Source organism: Acinetobacter sp. 479375 (genome assembly GCF_000581715.1).
Taxonomy (GTDB): domain Bacteria; phylum Pseudomonadota; class Gammaproteobacteria; order Pseudomonadales; family Moraxellaceae; genus Acinetobacter; species Acinetobacter ursingii.
Genome location: NZ_JEZN01000026.1, coordinates 1 through 24,232 on the forward strand (window position 1 = coordinate 1; position 24,232 = coordinate 24,232).

The 24,232-nt window shown below is 40.8% G+C and carries 22 protein-coding genes and 1 pseudogene; 10 read left to right on the top strand and 13 right to left on the bottom strand.

Features of this window, described 5'->3' with window-relative positions:
- Positions 1-5,001 (bottom strand): beta strand repeat-containing protein (locus tag J500_RS17745; protein ID WP_416202170.1); only part of this gene is annotated, 5,001 nt, incomplete at its 3' end.
- A gap of 23 nt (positions 5,002-5,024) precedes the next feature.
- Positions 5,025-5,117: pseudogene (locus J500_RS17890) on the bottom strand (ESPR domain-containing protein); the annotation flags it as partial.
- Between the two features lie 311 nt (positions 5,118-5,428).
- Between J500_RS17890 and J500_RS14690 the strand changes: the two are divergent.
- The 5 genes from J500_RS14690 (at position 5,429) to J500_RS14710 (ending at position 11,169) form a co-directional block, all read left to right on the top strand.
- Positions 5,429-6,004, top strand: a complete 576-nt coding sequence (locus J500_RS14690; RefSeq protein ID WP_052024139.1) for a 5-formyltetrahydrofolate cyclo-ligase — start codon at positions 5,429-5,431, stop codon at positions 6,002-6,004.
- 132 nt (positions 6,005-6,136) lie between these two features.
- Entirely contained in the window at positions 6,137-8,563 is a 2,427-nt protein-coding gene (gene lon, locus J500_RS14695; RefSeq protein WP_034700269.1) for an endopeptidase La, read from the top strand.
- A gap of 320 nt (positions 8,564-8,883) precedes the next feature.
- Entirely contained in the window at positions 8,884-9,363 is a 480-nt protein-coding gene (gene rlmH, locus J500_RS14700) for a 23S rRNA (pseudouridine(1915)-N(3))-methyltransferase RlmH (protein WP_004996396.1), read from the top strand.
- A gap of 81 nt (positions 9,364-9,444) precedes the next feature.
- On the top strand, positions 9,445-10,221 hold the full coding sequence (locus J500_RS14705; protein ID WP_004990484.1) for a dioxygenase: 777 nt from the start codon (positions 9,445-9,447) through the stop codon (positions 10,219-10,221).
- Positions 10,222-10,401: 180 nt separating this feature from the next.
- A complete protein-coding gene (locus J500_RS14710; protein ID WP_034700271.1) occupies positions 10,402-11,169 on the top strand; it encodes a DUF4377 domain-containing protein in 768 nt (255 codons plus the stop codon).
- A gap of 74 nt (positions 11,170-11,243) precedes the next feature.
- Here J500_RS14710 and gdhA read toward each other — a convergent pair whose 3' ends face one another.
- On the bottom strand, positions 11,244-12,647 hold the full coding sequence (gene gdhA, locus J500_RS14715) for an NADP-specific glutamate dehydrogenase (RefSeq protein ID WP_227546643.1): 1,404 nt from the start codon (positions 12,645-12,647) through the stop codon (positions 11,244-11,246).
- A 263-nt stretch (positions 12,648-12,910) separates the two neighbouring features.
- Between gdhA and J500_RS14720 the strand changes: the two genes are divergently transcribed.
- Together J500_RS14720 and nth are read left to right on the top strand one after the other, a co-directional pair.
- On the top strand, positions 12,911-13,705 hold the full coding sequence (locus tag J500_RS14720; protein WP_034700273.1) for an RnfABCDGE type electron transport complex subunit B: 795 nt from the start codon (positions 12,911-12,913) through the stop codon (positions 13,703-13,705).
- Complete coding sequence (gene nth / locus J500_RS14725) at positions 13,706-14,386, top strand: endonuclease III (protein ID WP_004990491.1); 681 nt, start codon at positions 13,706-13,708, stop codon at positions 14,384-14,386.
- Positions 14,387-14,389: 3 nt separating this feature from the next.
- On the opposite strand, the gene J500_RS14730 is transcribed toward nth, so the two are convergent.
- From J500_RS14730 to J500_RS14745, 4 genes are all read right to left on the bottom strand, one after another.
- Positions 14,390-14,566 carry a hypothetical protein gene (locus J500_RS14730; RefSeq protein WP_010588665.1) on the bottom strand — a complete coding sequence of 59 codons (177 nt, stop codon included), beginning with the start codon at positions 14,564-14,566 and terminating at the stop codon, positions 14,390-14,392.
- 67 nt (positions 14,567-14,633) lie between these two features.
- Entirely contained in the window at positions 14,634-15,293 is a 660-nt protein-coding gene (adk, locus tag J500_RS14735; RefSeq protein ID WP_004990496.1) for an adenylate kinase, read from the bottom strand.
- An 83-nt stretch (positions 15,294-15,376) separates the two neighbouring features.
- Positions 15,377-16,693, bottom strand: a complete 1,317-nt coding sequence (locus tag J500_RS14740; RefSeq protein ID WP_004990497.1) for a hypothetical protein — start codon at positions 16,691-16,693, stop codon at positions 15,377-15,379.
- A 64-nt stretch (positions 16,694-16,757) separates the two neighbouring features.
- A complete protein-coding gene (locus J500_RS14745) occupies positions 16,758-17,276 on the bottom strand; it encodes a hypothetical protein (protein WP_004990499.1) in 519 nt (172 codons plus the stop codon).
- Between the two features lie 237 nt (positions 17,277-17,513).
- Between J500_RS14745 and mrdA the strand changes: the two genes are divergently transcribed.
- Genes mrdA through J500_RS14760 form a run of 3 tightly spaced genes read left to right on the top strand, consistent with a single transcriptional unit; the run spans position 17,514 to position 20,856 of the window.
- On the top strand, positions 17,514-19,544 hold the full coding sequence (mrdA, locus tag J500_RS14750) for a penicillin-binding protein 2 (RefSeq protein ID WP_004990502.1): 2,031 nt from the start codon (positions 17,514-17,516) through the stop codon (positions 19,542-19,544).
- Entirely contained in the window at positions 19,544-20,089 is a 546-nt protein-coding gene (gene rsmD, locus J500_RS14755; protein WP_004990505.1) for a 16S rRNA (guanine(966)-N(2))-methyltransferase RsmD, read from the top strand. The genes mrdA and rsmD overlap by 1 nt, the downstream gene beginning before the upstream one ends.
- A 32-nt stretch (positions 20,090-20,121) precedes the next feature.
- On the top strand, positions 20,122-20,856 hold the full coding sequence (locus tag J500_RS14760; RefSeq protein ID WP_004990509.1) for a sulfite exporter TauE/SafE family protein: 735 nt from the start codon (positions 20,122-20,124) through the stop codon (positions 20,854-20,856).
- An 8-nt stretch (positions 20,857-20,864) separates the two neighbouring features.
- On the opposite strand, the gene J500_RS14765 is transcribed toward J500_RS14760, so the two are convergent.
- The 6 genes from J500_RS14765 to ureE form a co-directional block, all read right to left on the bottom strand.
- Positions 20,865-21,098, bottom strand: a complete 234-nt coding sequence (locus J500_RS14765; RefSeq protein WP_227546584.1) for a hypothetical protein — start codon at positions 21,096-21,098, stop codon at positions 20,865-20,867.
- 136 nt (positions 21,099-21,234) lie between these two features.
- Entirely contained in the window at positions 21,235-21,690 is a 456-nt protein-coding gene (locus J500_RS14770; RefSeq protein WP_004990514.1) for a hypothetical protein, read from the bottom strand.
- Positions 21,691-21,758: 68 nt separating this feature from the next.
- Positions 21,759-22,331, bottom strand: a complete 573-nt coding sequence (locus tag J500_RS14775; protein ID WP_004990516.1) for a HupE/UreJ family protein — start codon at positions 22,329-22,331, stop codon at positions 21,759-21,761.
- Between the two features lie 9 nt (positions 22,332-22,340).
- On the bottom strand, positions 22,341-22,955 hold the full coding sequence (ureG, locus tag J500_RS14780; protein ID WP_004990520.1) for an urease accessory protein UreG: 615 nt from the start codon (positions 22,953-22,955) through the stop codon (positions 22,341-22,343).
- Between the two features lie 144 nt (positions 22,956-23,099).
- Complete coding sequence (locus J500_RS14785) at positions 23,100-23,762, bottom strand: urease accessory protein UreF (RefSeq protein ID WP_004990523.1); 663 nt, start codon at positions 23,760-23,762, stop codon at positions 23,100-23,102.
- The gene (gene ureE, locus J500_RS14790) at positions 23,752-24,231 is read right to left on the bottom strand and encodes an urease accessory protein UreE (protein ID WP_004990525.1); all 480 of its coding nucleotides are present in this window, start codon (positions 24,229-24,231) and stop codon (positions 23,752-23,754) included. Before ureE ends, J500_RS14785 begins: the two co-directional genes overlap by 11 nt.
- Between the last annotated feature and the right edge of the window lies 1 nt (position 24,232).

Genomic DNA, 24,232 nt, shown 5'->3' on the forward strand with positions numbered 1-24,232 from the left:
TATATTTTTGGAAAGCTCAACGGCAACCTGACCATTCACGACTTTGGTGGTGATATTGCTATCGGCACCTACAATATCAATGGTTTCACCTAACTTCTTATTAACTGTATTACTATCCGCTGCTTTAAGGCCAAAACCTGAATCAGTTAAACCTGTCTGGATCGTCTTTAATTGTTCTTCTGTCGCTGCACGACCTACGGTTGCAAAGTCCGAACTTGTCGTGGTTTTATTGGTTAAGCCTGTAATTTGACCGGTGTTGCCATTAATCGTAACAGGACTTCCTCCAGTCGCAGGCCCGACTTTAACCACAGGCTCCAGACCAAACGTAATTTGATTATTTCCAGTATTGGTCACTTTAATATTAGTATCAGTTGCACTGAAATCAACATTTTCACCTAAGGCAATCGTATCCTTAGCGGCTGTATTTCCATTTGAACTGACGGTAAAGCCTTTATCTATAATGCCTTTGATCTGACTACCATTTACAGCATCCATTGAAGTATCAGTGATTGCTCCAGCGCCAACATTGGTAATCTTATTGGTTCCCGCATTGATACCTGTCGCGCTGATACTTGGTGAATTTGGAATAGCCCCACCACTCGAATTAACAAACGTTAATCCCTTGCTATCAATCACTGTACCCGCGGCATTTACACTATTAAGTTTGATGTCTTTAGAAAGTTTGACCGTCAGTTTGTTATTGGTGCTATCTGCAACGACACCAATGTTATTATCAGTTAAATTTGCTGCGACAGATTCACCACCAACAATACTGAGCTGCTGACCCAATTTACGTTGAACATTTACACCCGCGTTATCCCCTGTGAAGGTAAGTGGTGTCGCAAGTTGATCTTCCGTAGCTGCCCGTCCAGTTGTGTAATTATTTGGATCAAAGGTTTTATTGGTTAAACCAGTAATGGTTCCATTTTTACCATTAACACTAATAGTGGCGCCTCCAGACTGTCCTCCTATATTTACCACTTCGGCCAGTTTTAGATCAACATTTGTACCTGAATGGCTGACTGTAATATTTTTATCACTGTTGGAGAAATCTACTGTTGCGTCTGGCGCTACATTAGACTTGTTGGCTGTATCTTTATTGGTCGTGATGTTCCAACCTTTATTGGCTGTATCATTCACCAGCTTTAACTGCTCTTCTGTCGCTGCTCGTCCTTGCGTTGCAAATCCAGATACAGTTAAAGTTTTATTGGTTAACCCAGTTAAAGTTCCTGTTGACCCACTAAGCACGACATTATTGGCAGCATTCTTTAATGTAATGCTATTTGCATCGATCGTATTACTGCTCGCACCTGCTGTCATTACAGTATTGGTCGATGTACTCACATTGCTATTATTGGAAGCATCTTTTATTTCCACTTTTCCATTTGTTAATTTAGTAGTTCCAACCGTTAAACTACCCGCATTGGTTAAATTAACATCTTTCGCCAGTTTTAACTGCAAAGTATCGGAGCCATTGGCGACCACACCAATATTACCCTCGGTTAATGTACCACTTGCACCACCCGTAACTTTAAGCTGATCACCCAACTTACGATCAACTTTTGTACCACTATCACCAGCAAAGCTAAGTGGTTTTTGTACCTCTTCCTGTACTGCAAAGAGTTGACTGCCGTTAACAGCATCAGTACTTGTAGCAGTCACACGACCAGCAGCAACATTGATAATTTGTCTTTCATTATCCTTTGTTCCAACACTGACAGTAGATAAACCTGCACCAGAACCTGCATAGTTATAATCTCGACCATTAATGGTGCTTTTCGTCGTTTGGTTATAATCACCTGATACCGAATTACTTCCTAAGGCTACAGCGTTGGCATGATTATTATTAACCGTTGTATTACTACCTAATGCAATTGAATTTTCTGCATAAGCATTTGCATTTGTACCTGTAGCAATTGCATTTTTTGCATATGCAGTTGCTGTTTTTCCAATGGCAATTGCTTGTTGAGCTTGAGAAACAGCACCATTACCCAGTGCCACTGCATCACTTGCAGAAGCCCGAGCCTGATTACCAATTGCGGTACTATTTTCTGATGAAGCAGAAGCTCCAGTGCCTAAAGCCAGAGCATTGAGCGCAGAGGCATTTGCCGCTGTACCCATTGCATTTGCATCTTTTGCCTGAGCTTTTGCATTGTCACCTATTGCATTTGCACTTTGTCCCGATGATGATGCTTTATTCCCGATCGCTGTGGTATTTTCAGCAGATGAGGTGGCTTGTCTTCCGATAGAAATACCTTGTTCACCCTGAGTCAATGCTTCATTACCAATTGCAACGCCATTGTCCTGACTTACAATCGCCTTTCGACCAATTACAATCGCTTGGTCTGAATTTTGTACTTCTGCATCACTACCAATTGCAATAGCATAATTTGTTGTACTGCTCGTCGCATCAGTCTGAACATTTTTACCGATCCCAATACTATCGATACCTTTGGTACTGACTAAAGTTCCTAAAGCGATATTGTTAATATCTGCCGTGGTATTTTCTTTACCGATAGCAATCGAACTTTCACCTTTCGCTCGAGTTCCACTATTACCAATTGCAATACCATTTAAAGCCTCAGTACGAACGTTTGAACCTAAGGCAATACTATTTTCTGCGACAGCCGTAGTCCCAGTACTTGGACCAATTGCCACAGAATTATTTGCAATCGCTTGGTCACTTAACTTATTCGCTCCATCAATACTATTAATCGACACATATTTGACTGTGGCATCTTTCGTGAGTGCTTTGACCTGCCCTAAATTAACGGCTTGATCATCATTGGTGGCTGTCGCAACATTGTTGATGGTTGTTCCTTTTCCGCCATTCGGACCCAGATTAATTTCATTTTGAGCCTGATTTGTGTAGGTGACATAATAATCAGTCGGTAAAGTTCCACCACCTCCCCCTCCAGCGGCAATTGCAGCAATAATACTTCCATAGGTTGTGCCGTTTACATTAACTTCACCAAATTTGCCATCGGTGGAACCTGTCAAACCCAATATAGAAGAAACGTCATTATGTAATTGAGTCAATTGGCTCACATTCACAGCATCTGTTGGATTTCCCCCTGGCGCAACATTGGTAATTCTTCGAGTCGTTGTTCCGTTCCCAACCGAAACAACACTGTAACCAACCGTCGCAACATAAGGAATCGTATCAGAGACTAAATAGGCTTTCGTCGTCGAATTAGTACTAGCATCACTATTTATACCCAACGCAATATTATTGGCAGCTGCTTGGGTATTGGCACCGAGTGCAATACCGCCTGTGCCCGTGACTTGAGCATTGTATCCCACAATGGTTGCATCGGTTCCCGAAGTGACTTTAGACGAGTTTCCAACTACAACAGACTGGCTAGAGCTTTTGGTTTCTGAGCCTAGTGTCACTGAACGTGTAATGGCTCCTCCATTTGTATTACTATTGCGTCCAATGGAAATATTATCATCGCCATTAATGCCACTTCCCGCTGCAATCCCTATGGCAATATTACTATCCGAACTAGAATTATTATCTGGAGATAAATTAGAACCTGCGCCACTGCCAATGGCAATGTTTTGATTACCAACGACATTTTGTCCTGAATTTTTACCAATCGCGATATGTTCTACACGGTCAGTGGTTGAACTTTGTGATGATCCTACGCCTGCATTTTCACCAATGGCAATCCCAGAACTGGTGTCTGCAATTGCACCTTTACCAATTGCAATCGTATTGGAGCGAGAGGAAGAAGCCTGAGTGCCGATGGCTACCGCATTACTCGCTGACGCACTATTACGATCCCCAATTGCGATACTGGAACTACCATTTGCATTATTGTTAGAACCTAAAGCGACACTCGAAGTTGCACTTGAACTATTCATTGAACCCAGAGCGACACTGGAATTTCCAATTGCAAGATTCGAGGTTCCGAGTGCAAGACTGGCTTCTCCACCTGCCAGATTGGCACCACTACTCAGTAGTGCAATAAAAGCATTTCTTTGATCAGGTGTTACAGCAGTACCATTAATTTCGGTAATGGTATCTGGCGTTGAACCCGTCGCTGTCACAGGAATACCATAAATAGCAGTGAGTTGATTGTTATTATTACTATCGTTAGTTAACACTGGCGTTCTAGGCTGACCAGTACTTGCGCCAATGGCGGTACTGTATTTTCCTAAGGCAGCAGATTCTTTACCAATCGCGACGTTATTTTCCTGATAGGCAATCGATTTTTGACCAACGCTAATACTACCAAGACCATTGGCTTGCGATGTATTGCCAACCGCTATTGAATTATCACCATTTGCAGTTGCTAGAGGTCCAATTGCGGTAGAGTCCTCACCTAAAGCACTCGCATCAGCTTCTGTTGATTTTGTTCTAAAATACTGAATACCATCATAATTATTCCCAATCACCAGATTTTTGATCTGACCATAGTTGACCGCATCACTATCAGCAGTACCATTGGCAAGTCCAGTGATTTTCTTATTATTTAAATTGGCACCATTATTTAAGTTAGCATTGCCTGTTACCGTCAGTGCTCCACCAATGCTTGTATTACCTGTGGTGGTAAGCGTATTGAAATTCACATCATCCGCAGTTTTAACGGTATAAATGGTTTGCCCATTACTTCCAGTAGTTGGAGTTACATTAATATTTTTGCCTTGCACAACTTCCGTCTTTGCAGCTGTTACTTCTGCCTTGGAAGCTTTGGTAGCTAATCCTGTGGTTCCGTTATTTACTTGATTATTCAAGTTATTAAAATCAGTTTGGGAGGCTTTTCCATTTACTGTTGTTGTCAGATTATCTAAATCAGTTTGCGAAGCTTTGCTGGCCAAACCTGTAGTTGTATTATTAACTTTACTATTCAAATCATTGAGAGAGGCGCCACTATCGGTAGTCACATCCGAACCAGTAATCGTGCCGGTAGCTGTTATTTTACCTGCGACATTTAAATCTTCATTGATATCCTGTGAATGAGCTGAAACTGTAATGATCGCAGCAGTTGCAACCACTACACTTCCTGCTTTTTTTTTACAGTTTTTGATTTGCCTTTGGATTTAGCTAACTCAGAAACCGCAACCCAAGCTCCCAAAGAAGCGTTCCATATGACTCTGTATACTTTGTTCATTATTTGTTACCGCCAGTAAAGTAAGTTATAGGATTTTTTGATTTTGGCTAAAGTCTATAACTAATATAATAATAAGTCCATCACACTAAAAATAATAAACTTGATTTAAATCAGATATATTGTTAAGTTTTTATTTTTAATCCCTATATATAATTTAATATAATTAATAGGAAGTGTGGATTTTCTATTAAATTTTGTATTTAGACTTAATTTATTAGGTTAATTAAATTATTTTTTTGATAAAATTCATGTGAGATATTCTTTTAATTTTGTGTGTTTATTTGTTAGAGAGTTGGCATTTTGTAAAAAATATGAAAAATCTTCGTAAAACTTTAGCTCATAGGCGCAAACAGCTAAACAAATTTCAACAAAAGAACTCAGCTTCGGCGGCATTATTCTTTTTTAGAAAATTTTTAATAATGACTCGTCATCAAAAAATCGGTCTTTACCTACACGCTTTTGGCGAAGTTCACACCCAACTTTTAATTGAAGAATGTTATAAACTTAAAAAAGACGTATTTTTACCCATGATCTGTAATATGAATAATAAATTGGTCTGGGTAAAAGTGAGTTCTCATCAATATAGAAATCAACGTTTTTCTCATCATGCTTTAGGTATGAAAGAACCCATGGCAAGTCGTGGTTATTCTGTGTCTCATCTTGATTTATTGGTGATGCCTTTAGTGGCCTGTGATCATCATGGAACCCGAATAGGAATGGGCGGTGGTTTTTATGACCGCACATTGGCAACAGCCCCACATCAACCATTCCGTTTAGGTTTGGCTCACACGTTTCAATTGCTTGATCAAACCTTGCCCCGTCAAGCATGGGATCAGCCGTTGGATGCACTCCTCACACCTCATGGTATTTATCGTTTTAAGCGTTAAACCTTTCAGGATACTAATTCCGACTGATTTGCTTATTTTTTTGCATTTTCTATATGAATGCCCTTGTAATTTTTAAAATACACATCACTATAAAAAACATGGCAACATCGTTGTCACTCATTAGGAGTGCCCATGTCTGAAAATATTATGAATGTAGAAACCTTAGAGCCTCAGGTTCCAAGTGTATTACCGCTTTTAGCGTTGCGTGACGTTGTGGTTTATCCACACATGCAAATTGCGCTATTCGTGGGTCGTGAAAAATCGATCAATGCAGTGGATGTGGCTCGTAACAGTGACAATTTAGTATTTGTAGTTGCACAAAAAGATTCTCTTACCGAAGAAATTGATCACGACAACCTTTATCAATACGGTACTGTCGCGAAGATTGTGCAAGTTGTGAATCACGAAAATGATGAAAACTGTATTAAGGTTTTAATTGAAGGTCTTTACCGTTCAAAATTGACCAAGATTATTGATGAAGACAGCCATTTAACGGCTGAACATCAATTAAGTCCAATGACCGTCAATATGGACAGCAAAGATCAGGAAACCCGTTTGCAGGAATTGCGTACTTTATTTGCTCAATACGCAGAAGCAAAATTACGTAATGCCCGTGAACTCATTACTGCTGCGAACAAAATCGAAGACTTGTTACAGCTCATGTTCTTCGTTGCGACTCGTGTGCCTTTAAATATCGACGTGAAACAAAAGTTTCTGGAAAATGACGAATTTGAAGCACATTTGCAGGAATTGACCACGTACTTAACGCAACAATCCGCTGAACAACAAATCGAGCAAACCTTACATGACAATGTAAAACGCCAAATGGAAAAAAACCAGCGCGAATACTTTCTCAATGAAAAAATGAAAGTAATTCAGCGTGAACTTTCCGATATGAATGGCGGTGCTGAAGATGACGTTGCTGAAATTGAAAAACGTCTGGTTGAAGCAGATTTACCTGAACACGTTCGTAAAAAAGCCGAAGCGGAGTTTCGCAAGTTAAAAGCAATGCAACCTGCTTCGAGCGAAGCGGCTGTGGTGCGTAATTATCTTGAAGTGATTCTGGATACCCCATGGAATACTGCTAGCAAAGTCAGCATTAACCTGAAAAAAGCACAGGAAATACTGGATGCCGATCACTATGGTTTAGATGATGTCAAAGACCGTATTGTGGAATATCTGGCTGTTCAGTCTCGTGTGAAAAAACTTCGTGGCCCAATTTTGTGTTTGGTTGGTCCTCCAGGTGTAGGTAAAACCTCACTGGGCGAGTCTATCGCTAAAGCGACAGGACGCGAGTTTGTACGCATGGCCTTAGGTGGTGTACGTGATGAAGCTGAGATTCGTGGTCATCGTCGTACTTATATTGGTGCAATGCCAGGTAAAATTGTGCAGTCATTGACAAAAGTAGGCGTGAAGAATCCTTTGTTCTTGCTCGACGAAATTGACAAGATGGCACAAGATTATCGTGGTGATCCTGCTTCTGCCCTGCTCGAAGTTCTAGATCCATCACAAAACAGCAAGTTTAACGATCACTATCTTGATCTTGATTTGGACTTGTCAGAAGTGATGTTTATCTGTACGGCTAACAGTATGAATATTCCAGAAGCGCTGCTGGATCGTATGGAAGTCATTCGCTTACCGGGTTATACCGAGGAAGAGAAAGTTAATATTGCTGAACGTTACCTCGTTCCTAAAGCAATTAAAGACAATGGCTTACGTAGCAGCGAATTGACCGTTCATGAAGAAGCAATTCGAGACATCGTTCGTCGCTACACACGTGAAGCGGGTGTGCGTAGTTTAGAGCGTGAAGTTTCTAAAATTGCACGTAAAGTGGTGAAAGAAGCGGTGAGCAAGAAGTCGAAAAACTTGCACATCGATGTCACTGGTGAAAATCTGCCAGATTACTTAGGTGCGCTTAAATTTGACTACGGCATGGCTGAAGATGAAGCTCAAGTCGGTCGCGTCAATGGTTTGGCATGGACTTCAGTCGGTGGCGAGTTATTGACCATTGAAGTGGCAGCGGTCAAAGGTAAAGGTAAATTCATTACTACAGGTTCGCTTGGTGATGTAATGAAAGAATCGATTACTGCTGCAATGACCGTGGTTCGTACTCGTGCAGATGAACTGGGAATCGAAGCGTCTCGTTTTGAAGAAACTGATGTCCATGTTCATTTGCCAGAAGGTGCGACACCAAAAGATGGCCCTTCTGCTGGATTGGCATTAACAACCGCATTGGTTTCTGCATTTACTGGGATTCCAATCCGCGCTGATATTGCCATGACAGGTGAAACCTCTTTACGTGGTAATGCACTGCGTATTGGCGGCTTGAAAGAAAAACTTTTGGCAGCACACCGTGGCGGAATTAAGTTGGTATTTATTCCGCAAGATAACGTCCGTGATTTGGCTGAAATTCCAGATAATGTCAAAGAAGGTCTGGAAATTAAAGCCGTGAAAAGCATCGATGAGATTCTACCGCTAGCTTTAACTGAACAACCTAAACCATTGGCAAAAACACCGATCGTAAAACCTGTTGAAGAGTCAAAAGCTGCACGTCATTAATCTCATACTATGTCAATCAAAAAGAGAGCTCAGGCTCTCTTTTTTACATTTATTAGGTTGAAAATTGATCAGTTAACCCCATAATAAAAGTAACAATTCATCATTTTCACTTGTTGAATTTAGTCTGGTCATCTGATTCTCCAGACAGATGACCTTTTAACCGCAGCCCCTTCACGCTTTTTGTGGGCTGCGTTTTTTTAATGTACTTAGTTTTTTGTCTAAGGCTTAATCATTCAAATAGATACAATTACAATCGACATGAAGCCCGCTAAGATCCTCGTTATACTTAGATTTGTTCGCATTGTGCATCGAGCCATATTATGAAAATTCGCATCCTCACGATTGGTCAGAAAATGCCAGCTTGGGTACTCACGGGTTTTGAAGATTATTTCAAACGTATCCAACCTTTTGTGCAGACTCAATTGATTGAACTCCCAATGGCGAAACGTGGAAAAAATGATTCAGAAGCCGATATTTTAAAATATTGCCAGATTGAAGGTGAAAGTATTCTGAATGCACTCAAACCGAATGAAACCTTGATTGCACTGGAAGTTGGCGGACGTGAGCTAAGCACAGAAAAACTTGCAGAGACGATGAAGTCATGGATGCTAGAAGGCAATGATGTAGCTTTAGCCATTGGTGGTCCAGATGGATTATCTGATCAAGTCCGTCAAGCTGCTGCTTGGCATTGGTCTTTATCTAAACTCACAATGCCACACCCGATGGTTCGGATTTTATTGATTGAGCAACTGTATCGAGCCATGAGCATCAACCACAATCATCCTTATCATCGCGCTTGATGCATCGCTTGAGACAAAATTATCAAACTAAAACGTTATATGTTTGGCAAGATAAATTGATATTTGTATGAGGTAAACAGCATGAATTTACAAACACTTCCCGGGCTATTTATCTCTCATGGTTCACCTATGCTTGCACTGGATCCTGAACAAGTCGGGCCAGCTTTACACCGTTTGAGTTTTAATTTACCTAAACCTCAGGCGATTATCATCATGTCTGCACACTGGGAAAGTCAGTCTCTGGAAATCAGTACTTCAACGCGTCCACAAACATGGCATGATTTTCGTGGCTTTCCCAAAGAACTCTATCAAATTCACTACCCCGCGCCAGGTCAACCAGAACTGGCTGAGGAAATTTTAAAATTACTGGCCGAACAACACATTCCTGCTCATGCCAATAGTACTCGACCACGTGATCATGGAGTCTGGATGCCGTTATTGCATATGTATCCAGATGCAGATATTGCTGTGATTGAAATTTCATTGCCGATGAACATGAATGCAGATGAAATTTATCAAATTGGCAAAGTCCTTGCTCCGTTACGCGAACGCCAAATTCTCTTAATTGGTTCAGGCAGCATCACCCATAATTTGGCAGAATTATCATGGGATGGAAATGCTCAACATGTTCCCGAATGGGCTTCCTCTTTTCGTAATTATGTGGTCAATAAACTTACTCATCAAGATTATGATGCTGTGCTGAATTGGCCAGATATTCCATATGTTGAACGTAACCATCCCACTCTGGAACATTTTGCTCCATTATTTTTTGCGATGGGAACAGGTAATCGTTTTTCGATTGTACATAGTAGTTTTTCTATGGGTGCGCTAGGCATGGATATTTATCGGTTTGACTAACTTTGACGAATAGAACTCTCATTCCTCTTTCTTAAATCTTGATGAATTTGACAGGGTACTCGGTGTAGTCATTGTTGCAAAATAGATACAATCTAAAACTGAAAGCCTTCATTGTCCTTATTTTATTTCCCCAATAATCCATTAACATACAATCTGTTAAAGTAAATATTGCAAACTTGAATGAAAATCAAATACTTAATCCTTGCTCTTTTACCTTTTTCAATTGTGGCATGCCAATCTGTACATCAGAACTCTGCTCCTGTCACTGTGAATGCAGAAAAACAAATGAACGCAAATAAAATTTTGAGTGCTTATACTTGGAGCTACCAGCCTGAAGGTACGCCTCGCCCAATTCAGTTAAATTTCTCAGAAAATCGTCTGAATATTATTACAGGCTGTAATAATCAAGGTGGCTCTTGGAAAGTCGAAAATCAAAAATTGATCACTTCCTCGCTTGTTTCAACCATGAAAGCCTGTGAACCTGCACTGATGAAGAATGAGCAATTCTCAAGCAACTTATTTAACGATCAACAGAATAAATTTGAACTCAATACTGCATCGGTTGAACAGCCACGCTTAACCATTATTGCATCGAATGGTCAGAAATATGAGTTTGAAGGCAGCATGACGCCTGAGACTAAATATCAGTCTCAAGGTGAAATTATTTTCTTGGAAATTTCTCCAGAAACCAAACAATGTACTGGCGTAGGCCCACAAACCTGCTTACAGGTTCGTGAAATTAAATACGACAACAAAGGCATTAAAACTCAAGTCGATAAAGACTGGACTTTATTTTATGATCAGATCGAAGGCTATCAGCACCGTGATGATCAACGTGTGATTATTCGTGTTAAACGTTACGAACGCAAAAACCCTGCGGCTGATCAGTCAAAATATGCTTATGTGCATGATATGACAGTGGAACAAGAAATCGTAAAGAAACCATAAATCCATAATGGATTCAAAAAATCCGATGCACTTCACTTTGCATCGGATTTTTCATTTAAAATATATGAATGATTTTAAAAGACACCTTGTGCCAGCATGGCATCCGCCACTTTTACAAAACCTGCAATGTTGGCGCCATCTACATAATTCACTGAACCATCTTCTCTGGTTCCATACTTGACACAGTTGGCATGAATATCTTTCATAATTAGATGTAAACGCTCATCAACTTCGGCATGTGACCACGATAGACGAATCGCATTTTGCGACATCTCTAAGCCTGAGGTTGCAACGCCACCCGCATTTGAGGCCTTACCCGGGGCATATAAAATTTTAGCTTGGATAAATTTTTCCACCGCCCCCAGTGTTGAAGGCATATTTGCGCCTTCTGCCACACAGATAACCCCATTTTGAATGAGAGTCACGGCATCCTCAGCATTTAATTCATTTTGAGTGGCACATGGCAAAGCAATATCGACTGGAATATGCCACGGTGTTTTTCCTTCAAAATATTCAAAACCATGTTTAGACGCAAACTCAGAAATACGACCACGCTTTATATTTTTGAGTTGCATGACTTCAGCAAGCAACTCATCATTAAAGCCATTTTTTAGATAAACTGTGCCGTTAGAATCAGACAACGTCACTACTTTTGCCCCTAAGAACATGGCTTTTTCGGCAGCGAACTGCGCAACATTACCTGATCCTGAAATCGCAACCGTTTTACCCTGAAAATGTGTGCCCTGAGTTTTTAACATTTCTTCTGCAAAATAGACCGTGCCATAACCTGTTGCTTCAGGACGCATCAAACTTCCGCCAAAAGAAACACCTTTGCCTGTAAATACAGATGAAGTGTTATTACTCAGCTTTTTCATCATGCCTGCCATATAGCCAACTTCACGGCCACCTACCCCAATATCACCCGCAGGGATATCGGTATCTGACCCCAAATGACGATAAAGCTCAATCATGAGTGCCTGACAAAAACGCATAATTTCACCTTCAGATTTTCCTTTAGGATCAAAATCTGAACCGCCTTTGCCGCCTCCCATTGGAAGTGTGGTTAATGCATTTTTGAATGTCTGCTCAAAACCCAAAAATTTTAAAATAGATAAATTCACCGAAGGATGAAAACGCATACCGCCTTTAAAAGGTCCAATCGCAGAATTATATTGCACACGAAAAGCACGGTTAACTTGCGTTTGTCCCTGATCATCCATCCAAGCTACGCGAAACTGGATGGCACGTTCAGGCTCAATTAAACGTTCTAACAAAGCATAATTTGCATATTCTGGATTTTTTTCAATAAATGGCCACACACTCATCATGACTTCTTCTACGGCTTGCAAGAATTCTAGTTGGTGTGGATCCCGTACTTTTACGGCGTTTAGGAAGTCGTTAAGGCTAGTATATTTCAACGCTTCATCCTCAGTAATAAATGATTCAATATTGTGCAAATTTCTCAAAAGATGATAAATTTTAGAGCAACTGATTAAATAATGTTTATAAAATAATCTCAATCTTTATTTTATAAATTATTAAAATATTTCAATTCAAAGCATTATGGTTGGAATTAAACTTTAAGCCGCATCACTCCAAAATAAATTTGAATTATTTTAGTGCATTTATGGCGCTAAAAAAGATCAATATACTCACCCATATTTCATGCTAAAATATTGCGCTGGTTTGTACACCACATTTACTGCGCCTATTTTATCTTTTTCTTTAGTTTGCCAAATCCATGAATGCTGCTATTACGCTAATCCGCGAAGTCGATGCCCTTTTGCCCCAAACCCAGTGTGGTTTATGCGGACATCGTGATGGATGTTTACCTTATGCGAAATCGATTGTAGAAGGTGAAGATGCCAATAAATGTATTCCAGGCGGACAGCCTGTCGCAGATGCGCTTGCGATGCGACTAAAACGCCCTCGATTGCAAGCAGAAGCCAGTGTCTGGCCCATTCAGGCAGACGGACGTCCGCAACGCATGAAAGCGATTATTCGTGAAGATGAATGTATCGGCTGCACCAAATGTATTAATGCCTGCCCTGTAGATGCGATCATTGGCAGTGGAAAACTCATGCATAGTGTCCTCAGTGACTTATGTACAGGTTGCGAACTCTGTATTCCACCGTGCCCAGTCGATTGTATCGATCTGGTCGAAGATACTCAGCCCTTATTAACAGATATCCAGAGACAACAAGAGCAAAACGATCTACGACAACGATACTATGCACATATTCAACGCGAAGAGCAGCAACGTTTAACCCGTAAAGGACCTATTGTTCGTGCTGAAATTGATACTGAACTTTTTGCTCAGTTTTCCAGTGCTGTTGAAGAAGTACCTGTGATTAAATTAATTGAAGATCAGGCAAAAATACCCACTACATTAGATGCCAAAACCACGATCGAACTGGCAAAACTACGCACTCAAATCAAAAAGCTGGAAAAACAACTCAGTGTCCGCCCAGATCCAGTAAAACAGCAGCAATTGGATCAATTGCAACAACGCTTAGATGAAATTCAGGAGCTTTAAATGCCAGTGAAGAACATGACAAAAAAGCAGATTCAAACTTTTTTTGAGCGTCTACGTGAGCAACGACCACATCCGCAAACGGAGCTAAACTATTCTTCCCCTTTTGAATTGCTCATCGCAGTGATGCTCTCGGCGCAAGCGACAGATGTTAGTGTTAATAAAGCCACCGATAAACTCTATCCTGTTGCCAATACCCCTGCACAAATTTATGCATTAGGGATTGATGGGCTGAAGCACTATATTAAAACCATTGGTTTATATAATGCCAAAGCTGAAAATGTGATTAAGACCTGTCAAATTTTACTAGAAAAACATCAAGGCGAAGTTCCTCAAACACGAGCTGAATTAGAAGCACTACCTGGTGTTGGACGTAAAACCGCAAATGTCGTCTTAAATACAGCTTTTGGTCAGCCTACAATGGCAGTTGATACCCACATCTTTCGCGTTGGCAATCGCACTGGTTTGGCCATTGGAAAAAATGTACTTGAAGTAGAGCATCGATTGATTAAGGTGATTCCTAAAGAATTTATAGTCGATGCGCATCATTGGTTAATCTTACACGGTCGTTATTGCTGTATAGCTCGTAAGCCTAAATGTAATGAGTGTGTGGTGTCAGATGTCTGCAACTGGCCTGAGCGGTTTGAATTTGGTGCCGCTAAAAACAGTGCTATGAAGTCATAAGACTTATTTGGTTTGTTTGTTTTGAGGGGATCGCAAATGATCTTTTTGCACAGACTGACTTGGTAATTTTTCCTGTGCTTCCTGCTGTTGGACACGACGCAGCATTTTATAGCTGATATAGACTAAATAACTGAGTCCAATTAAGCTTAAAATCACCAAAAGTGCTAAAGCGATTTTCAAAATTATCGACCTAAAAAACAAAAAGAGCCCTATCATAACAGAGCTCTTTCAAAACGAATAATCAGACTTATTTTGTTTGGTCTAAAATTGCAAACAAATCTTGTTGTACGTCTTCGATTTTACGTAAACCATCGAGCTTGTCATAAGTCGGTGCATTTTCGCCTGAAGCTGCACGCTCTTCGTAAAAACCAACCAACAGCTCAGTCAAAGTATGATAATCAGCCAAACGTTTACGAATGGTTTCTTCCTGATCATCCGCACGTTGAACTAAATCTTCACCTGTCACGTCATCTTTACCGTCCACTTTTGGTGGATTATATTCAATATGATAAACACGACCAGATGCAGGATGCTGACGACGTCCAGATAAACGTTTTACAATCTCTTCATCAGGTACCGCAATTTCAATCACATGATCAATGGTAATGCCTGCACTTTCCAAAGCTTCTGCCTGTGGAATAGTGCGCGGGAAACCATCAAAGATACAGCCATTCGCACAATCAGGTTGTGCAATGCGCTCTTTTACTAAGCCAATAATTAATTCATCTGATACTAAACCACCAGATTCCATTACACTTTTAGCTTTAAGGCCGAGTTCAGTACCTTCACGAATTGCAGCACGGAGCATATCACCGGTTGAAATTTGTGGGATATCGTAGCGCTTACAGATCAACTGAGCCTGAGTACCTTTACCTGCTCCAGGTGGTCCGAGTAAAATAATGCGCATAACAAAAAATCCTCATTAAGAACAATTTTCAGAATGTCTTGGACTATGGTTGTATAGACCATACCTACCAACATCTAATTAAATTATAAGAAAGCAACAAATAAGTGGATCGTACCAGCAACAAAACCTGTGACCCCACCTAACACAATCAAAATCCATTCATCTTCCTGAAAGGCAGGGCGCAATAGATTTTGAAACTCTTTCGGTGTTAGTTCACGAATACGATCTCGAAACATTTGAAATATTTTCTGTGCGCGGCTTGCATTAAACGCAGGGTCGCATACAGGCACCATCGTAATTTCAATTGATCGATCAATCAAGTCTGTCTTAAGTTTAGCATATTCACGCGGCCCCAAGGAAAGTTGTAATGAAGTTCTTACCAATGGAGTTTCCATAATTTCATTAATATGCCGCTTGACAATTCGACGGGTTTTGTCTTTCTTAGGGCCATACATCATTTCAGTCATGATGGATTTGAGTGTAATCAAATCTTCTGTCACGACACTGGCAAAGACATCCGAGACTTCTTCCTGACGCTTCATGAAAGCACCCTGAACATTGTAGGTGCCAATGCGCGGCAGGATGGGAACAATCCATGGAAACTTACGATCTTGGGTTAAACGGAAAAACTGTGGATAGCGTACATAGTGCGGTTCTATTGGGTTAAACACCATCCAGATCGCGATCCAGTTGGTTAAAAAGCCCCAGATTGCAGCCCAGAAAGGTACCGTCCAGTGCCACGGTACCAGAAACCAGACCAGCATTTGGAACACACCAAAAAACATCCCAATCAATGCACTAATATGCCAGATAAAATTGATTTCTTTTTGACCGACTTTTAGGAACATACGTACCATTAAACGACGGTCACCTTCCATCTGGCTGACCACCATTTCCCGCATATTCACAAGTGACTCGACGTTCATGGTCAGCTCAGTCACTAATTCTTTTAATACACCTGGTAATTGTTTATGTGCTTGAGCATAGATACGACGTTTAATGGAATAAGGCAGGTTTTCCCAAAGTACAGCATTACGATCAATCATGACTTCATCAATCAGATGCTCAAGTTCAAATCCCACCTGTTCACCAATGATTCTTGCCATATCTTCTGGATCCATTGCTTCCAGAAATTCACGTAACGAACCTAATTTGGATAAAGTATTATCGGTAATAATGCCAGAAATACGACCCGCTTTGCGTGGAACAATGCCTTGCCAACCTACGGGTATCGGCCCTAGATGAAAGCCCCAAAAAGTAATTGGGTAAAATACCATTTTTAAAGCCATCCACACGTGCGCCCACGTCACAAATGCAGTTACAGGGATAATACTCAAGACCGCCAGATGATCAGGTCGGTTCAAAAAGGTTTGCCATAATTCACTGACGTAATCTAACATCCATTACTCTCATATTTCGTTCTACTTTATGGGCTTTTACATTTTTTAAAGCTATGATTAAACACTACAAACCAATACTTAAGGTATAGGAAACTTGTAATTTAGGTTCGATATCAGCCACCACATCACCATTGGCATTCTTTAACTTCTCTCCAGTGCCAATACCGACACTAAAGGTACTAATTCGTTCTTTATCCAACCAGACGTAAGCAAGATCCACACCGCCACCTAAACGGGTTTTATCATCACCATCAATTTCTTTGCTTTCGATTGACCCTGCATAAACGCCAAAATAATAACCATTTTTGTTTACGCCAGTCAGATAGTAAGGATATCTAAATCCAATCTGTCCACCCACATTATGGTCATTATTGAGATAAGCACCCAGTTTTGCATAGGCAATGCCATAAGGATTGACCCATTCACCATTTAGATGGACTAGCTTTTGTGTAAAGCCAGCACCTGCATTCCATGTTGATGCACTTCCCTCGGTAAGTTTTGCTTCAGGTTTAAAACGACTGTCATCGGCATAGGTAAACTGACTAAGTGCAAGAAGCATGACCAAGGGATATATTTTTTTCATTATTTTCTCCATGTGTCCCTAATTATCTGATTTAGGGGATTCCGCTCATCCGTTTGGTGACTTTAACAGAATTATTTTCGTTCTTATATACAGCACATTACAATTTTAATGTCTACAAGGTCAAAAAACGTCACTAAATTTATTTCGTGAATAATTTAAAAATATCCAAAATTCTGACGACGAATGGGTTAAACTTGTCGGCTATTTTTGTGGTCTGCTTTGTCAAGTCAGTTAGGTATGAAACAGCACTTTCCTTTAAAAGATAATCAGCAAGAAAAGCGCATTTATCGAGGGCGAATCTTTTTTGCCATTGGACTGGTTTGCTGCTGTTTGTTATTGCTCTTAAGTCGTTATGCTTATTTGCAAATTGTACATTACGATGAGTTTTCAACGGCTTCTGATAAAAACCGTATCCGCTTACAGCCTCTTGCACCCGCGCGGGGATATATCTATGACCGCAATGGCGTTTTGCTTGCAGATAATTACCCTGTATTTACGGCAACGCTAAGTAAAGCAGATATTGAAGATATGGATGGTACAGTTGCACAACTGATCCCCATTTTAAATCTTTCCCAAGAAGATGTAGACCGCTTTAAGTCGCGTATCAAAACTGCACGTAAAACTGAACGGGTTTCAATTAAGCTGAATCTGACTGAAACTGATATCGCCAAATTCAGTGAAGTGAAATACAAATTCCCCGGGGTGCGCATTGAAACGCAAATGACGCGCTATTATCCACATGGCGATTTATTTGCGCACGTGATTGGTTATGTCGGACGAATTAATGACAAAGAATTAAAATCAATTAATAGTGATATTTACGCAGGAACCAACCTGATTGGAAAAATCGGGGTAGAAAAAACCTACGAAGATTTGCTACATGGAACTCCCGGTTATGAATCGATCGAAGCCGATGCTCATGGTAATGTACTCAGACATTTAGGTCGCAAAGAATCGACTCGTGGCAATGATTTATATTTATCTATAGATTATGGTTTACAAGTGGTTGCTGCCGAACAACTGGCAGATAAACGTGGTGCAATTGTGGCAATCGATCCGCGTACTGGTGAAATTCTGGCACTGGTGTCAAGTCCAAGTTTCAATCCTAACCTCTTTGTTACAGGCATTAGCAGTACAGATTATAGTGCTCTACGTGATAATCTGGATCAGCCCCTCTATAACCGTGCAGTTCAAGGTGCTTATCCACCGGGATCCACCATTAAGCCCATGGAAGCGATGGGTGGCATTCACTATGGTTTAGTCGATTGGGCAACCACCATTAATGATCCGGGTTATTTCCATCTTCCTGGCGATTCGCATAAATTCCGTGACTGGAAAAAAACAGGTCATGGTGTAGTCAATATGCACAAAGCCATTATTCAATCGTGCGATACCTATTTTTATGTACTGTCCTACCAAATGGGCATCGAGCGTATGAATGACTGGATGCGCCAATTTGGTTTCGGTGAAAAAACTGGGGTTGATCTACCCAGTGAAAGTACTGGTTTATACCCAAGCCCTGAATGGAAGATGCGTACCCGCAAAAGTAAGTGGCTAAAAGGCGAAACCATTTCCGTCAGTATTGGTCAGGGGGCGTTTACAGCGACCCCACTTCAGTTAGCGATGGCAACTGCAATTACCGCCAATCATGGTGCACATGTCACGCCGCATGTATTACGTGCCACACGTGGTGCAAAAAAATATGAAGTTCATAATGCGCCTGATGGAAAGATTAATTTTAATGGTACCGAACAAGACTGGCTTAACATGCGCGATGCCATGATTGATGTCGTGCAATCAGGTACAGGTCGTGGGATTCGTACACCGCTTTATCAAATTGCAGGAAAAACAGGTACAGCTCAGGTTAAGAGTATTGCACAGGGTAAAAGTTATAACGAATCGATACTGACACAGCGCCAACTGGATCATGGTTTATTTGTTGGGTTTGCCCCTGCTGAGAATCCTGAAATTGCCATTGCTGTGGTGTGGGAAAATGGTCGTCACGGTGGTTCAGCCGCTCAACTTGCCAAGCCTGTGTTTGATTATTGGTTGGTCAATCGTAAAAAAGAACAGATTCGTCCCGCAAATCATCAAATCAGTGGCGGTTTAATGACCGCTGGCATTAAGCCGGGCGAGCTTCCAAGTGGTGCTTTACTTGAAGCGGATCCTAATGCTAATCCAAATAAGAAAAAACCTGAGCAAACACTACAAAATACGCCCGCATCGTCTGTAACCCCTGTTGCCAATAACGCTGAGGTGACTGAATAATGAAAAATCAGCTCAGAATTATTGGCGGTGAATGGAAACGTCGTGTATTACCTTTTGCGAGTATAAATGGATTACGCCCTACACCTGATCGTGTCCGTGAAACGCTCTTTAACTGGTTAATGTGGGATATTCCAAATGCTACGGTTTTAGATGTCTGCACAGGTTCAGGTGCATTAGCATTTGAGGCTTTGTCGCGCGGCGCGAGTTCTGTTTTGATGATTGAACCTGATTCAACTCAGGCTAAAATACTCAAACAAAATATTCAGCTTCTCAATGCACAGCATTGTGAATTAAAAGTGGCGACTGCACAGCACATCTTACCCAAACTTAATCAACAGTTTGATGTGGTCTTTCTTGATCCACCCTATGCGCTGGAACTCTGGCAAGAACTTTCTATTTTGATAGATCCGCTATTAAAAGATCAGGCCTATATTTATGTCGAAGCGGATCGTGATCTTCGTCAGCTACAACTTCCCGCTTCATGGCAATTAGTCAAATCCACTAAAGCAGGCACCGTTCGCGCAGGACTTTTCCAAAAAACATAATTTATTCTTATAGAAAATGAGATAAAACAGCTATGCAATCATGGTCATTGTTTTTAGTCGGTGCGTGTATTGCAGGTTTTATTCAGGGCCTGACAGGTTTTGCCTTTGCATTGGTCGCCATGTCTTTTTGGGTGTGGGCTTTGCCACCTCAACTTGCTGCTCCATTGGTGGTGTTTGCTTCCCTTTGGTGTCATATCATTGCGCTAAGTAAGGAACGTCCACATCAGCTTGGTATCTCTCTGGTTATTCCTTATATCCTCGCAGGTTTAATTGGCGTTCCTTTAGGAAGTTATCTTTTACATCAGATCAATGCGGAAACATTTAAACTGATTTTAGGTGTTTTTTTGCTGATCTGGTGCCCTGTCATGTACTTAGCTCCAGAATTTAAGTCATTAAAACGCTTAGGCAAAAAAATTGATGCAGTGATTGGCTTTTTGGGTGGTGTATTAGGTGGACTCGGTGGTTTTTGTGGATCTTTACCCTCTGCATGGGTGATGCTCAAGGGTTTAAATAAAATTGAACAACGATACATTCTCAGGCATTTTAATTTTGCGATTCAGCTTTTTACTTTTGCAGTTTATATATTTCAGGGAACGGTACAGCTCAATCAATGGCCGTATATTATGGTATTAATGATCAGCGTCACCATTCCTGCAATCTTGGGTTCACAGCTATTTTATAAAGTTTCAGAAAAACAATTTAAGCATATCGTGCTGTCTTTATTATTTGCCTCAGGTACATTTTTAGTGATTTCAACTGTGATTTAACATTTAATTTATTGTGGACGATCTAAACGAACGGCGCGTATATCGCGCACTATTTCTTCCTCACGGCGCTCACGTACATCATCATCGTCATTTTGCTGTTGAGGTTGTAAGCTCCAATGTTGTATATGATAAATCGGCGATAAATTAGCACTAGGCAAACTGATTTGTGCCTGAATCGGAACACTCAACATACATCCCAATAGACTCAGTATAACCAAGAGTATGGAACGAAATTTTTTCATTCTCAGTCACCGCATTGCCTCTCAAACTCCAATCAGTCTGCCTGAAACCACATCAATGAATTTGAAGAAAAGACAAGCAATGTATGCTTGTTCGTTATCTCTTCTGTTAAAACGGTAAATAAATTTAACTACAATCTTAAAAAGACCAAATCCAGAAAATACGAATCAATTGACCACGATCATAAGGAAAACTCGAAATATATTCATAACCGATTTTATGATCAGCATTAATTTTATAAGTCATCCCATAACCAAATGAAATGGATAAATCATGGGCACTGATATGCTCTGAGCCAGCATTGATCATTTTATTTTTTAAGGCATCGGTATTATAGGCGGTGTAATTATAAATGTTGATCCGTTCATTCGAATAAAAAGGGTTTTTCAGGATTTCATAATCATTTTCTTCTTGATCGTGCTGCTCAGCTAGATGTTTTTGGATTTGATTCAGATCGGTATTTTCAGGATGATGCTGCTCATCAACAATCTGTTCTGGGTTATTTTTTGCAAAAAAATCATAGGCATAAACATTGGATAAGCATGTGATTCCACCGACGACCAACAACCCCAAAATGATGTACTGAAAACCCATGATCTGATGAAAACAACCAATAAAAAAGGTAGCATACGCTACCTTTAAACTTGAATAAATACAAACGACTAAGTTAAGCCGATCACAGCAACAATCGCAGCCAATCCTGCCATGATCTTACGTCCATAAGGGACATAACGATTGATCAATTCACCCAAGCCAAGTCCTAGCGCATAGAGGATTGCCATACCAGAAATCATGCCTAATACCAATCCGACCACATGACCTTGTGGCGCAAGCTCAACACCATGCGCCATGCCATGAAAACTCGCCATTAATGCCGCAGCTAGGGGTAAAACACGATAGGATTTGCTCCATAACGACACGGCTAACACTATCAGCGAAGCAACAATGCCATATTCAGTCATATTGGCAGGTACAATCTGATTAGCGCCTAAAACAAAACCAACTACCAAGCTTAGGCTTAAACCCAATATCCCCAAGACTCGCCATTGTTTAGCAACTGTCCAGAGCAAAACACCAAAACCAATCGCCATCACCAGATGGTCAAGTCCCGTAAATGGATGAATCAGACCTTCCCAAAAACCCACATGCATCTGATCATGCCCAGGATGTGCCATCACCATCATTGGTAAAAAGCCAAAAACCATAGCTAACACGTGTTTGTTGAATGCGCGCATAGCGCCTCCTTAAGCTTTAAATAAGCCCTGTTTTTCAATAAATTCGATGATCTGATTAAGTCCATCTTCAGTTTTCATATTTGAAAATAAAAATGGTTTTTCACCACGCATACGTTTGGCATCCTGCTCCATCACATCCAGATTTGCCCCGACCATAGGTGCAAGATCGGTCTTGTTAATAATCAGCAAATCAGACTTGGTAATGCCAGGTCCGCCTTTACGTGGAATCTTTTCACCACCACCAACATCAATCACGTATAAAGTCAAATCAGAGAGTTCTGGGCTAAAGGTCGCCGCCAGATTATCGCCACCACTTTCAATGATGATCAATTCCAAACCATCAAACTTTTCACATAAATCATCTATTGCAGCCAGATTAATCGAAGCATCTTCACGAATTGCAGTATGCGGACAGCCACCTGTTTCTACACCCACAATACGGTCTGGAGACATCGCCTCATTGCGGGTTAAAAAGTTTGAGTCTTCCTTGGTATAAATGTCATTGGTCACTACGGCCATATTGTATTTATCACGTAATGCGCGGCACAAATTAAGGGTCAATGCGGTTTTACCTGATCCGACTGGCCCACCGATACCGACACGTAAAGGACTACGTTCTGTCATAATTATTTCCTATTGCTATAACTGGGTTAAATTTTTTGGGAGAACATCTTAGATTTCTTTCATTGGGCCTTCTTAATTCTCATTGAGGAAGAAAATAAAGAAAGTCCAAATAATGATGAAAAACCTATCTAAGATCCCCCACATTTATGATCTAAATAATCTGGAATACTGCGTTTCATGTTGCATACTCAACATGGCATAACGTGGTAAAGCACTGCTGAGTTCATCATCCTGTAATGCCAAAGCCTGCTCAACTGCCTGTGGTACAAGGCTATGCAAATGCCATAAAATGCGCTGTCCACTCATCTGCCCCAAAGGCACAGTTTTTACCGCTGCCAACACCTGATTTTCCAGTACACTAAAGCTATATGCAGTCAAAACATCCGCTTTATTTAAACCTAACCGACCACAGAGTTGTGCATACACAGGAACAAAACCGAATTGCTTTTTCACCTCAACGGGCATTTTCAGGACATCTTTAATCCATGCATTTAAGGAGAATGCCAACTGCTGTGATTCGGCTAAAAGCTCTTTGCTTTCACGACTGGCTTTATATAAATTTGCCCAGTGTAAAAATTGCGCATCATCTGCATAAGATTGCACCAGTCGCTTAAGTACAGGCAGTTCAAATCTAACTAGCAGCATTTCCAGCACTTCTTCAAAATAAGCCATACAGCTTGCTTCATTCTGGATCAGCCCAGTTTCAATCGCTGTTTCTACTCCCTGAGAATAACAATAGGCACCCACAGGTAAAGCCGTTGAGGATAAAGTCAACAGTTTGAGTAATTGCGCTGCATTAATGGACATGATGCAAGGACTTAATTGGGCTTAAACGATGATCATGGGCATGTTGTGCATATGCACCACTTTCAGGTTCAAACGCATGTTCGACCAGTTTTACATGCAAGCCTAAGCCTTCGACCATTTCTGCCAGTACATGATCAGGTTCAAAATACAGCGCATAAGGAGTAAGCATTAATGGCACATGGCGGTTACCCAAATGATAAGCCGCTTTAAGCAATTCAAAATCAGTCTTGGCAGTCACTTGCATCAGTTGTTCAGGTTTAGCATCAACACGCAACACCTCACCCTCATTGGTGGCAATAAAAGAGCCACTACGTAAAATGCCAGTACGTGGCAAATCCGCACCAATATCAGTGCCGTTGCTTAAAGTGGCACGAAAGCGTGATTTTTGACGTGTATCAAAGCTCAGTTCAACCGTTTCAAAGGCTTGATCTGATGCAATTTCATCAAGACGCTGGGTGTAGATTTTCATA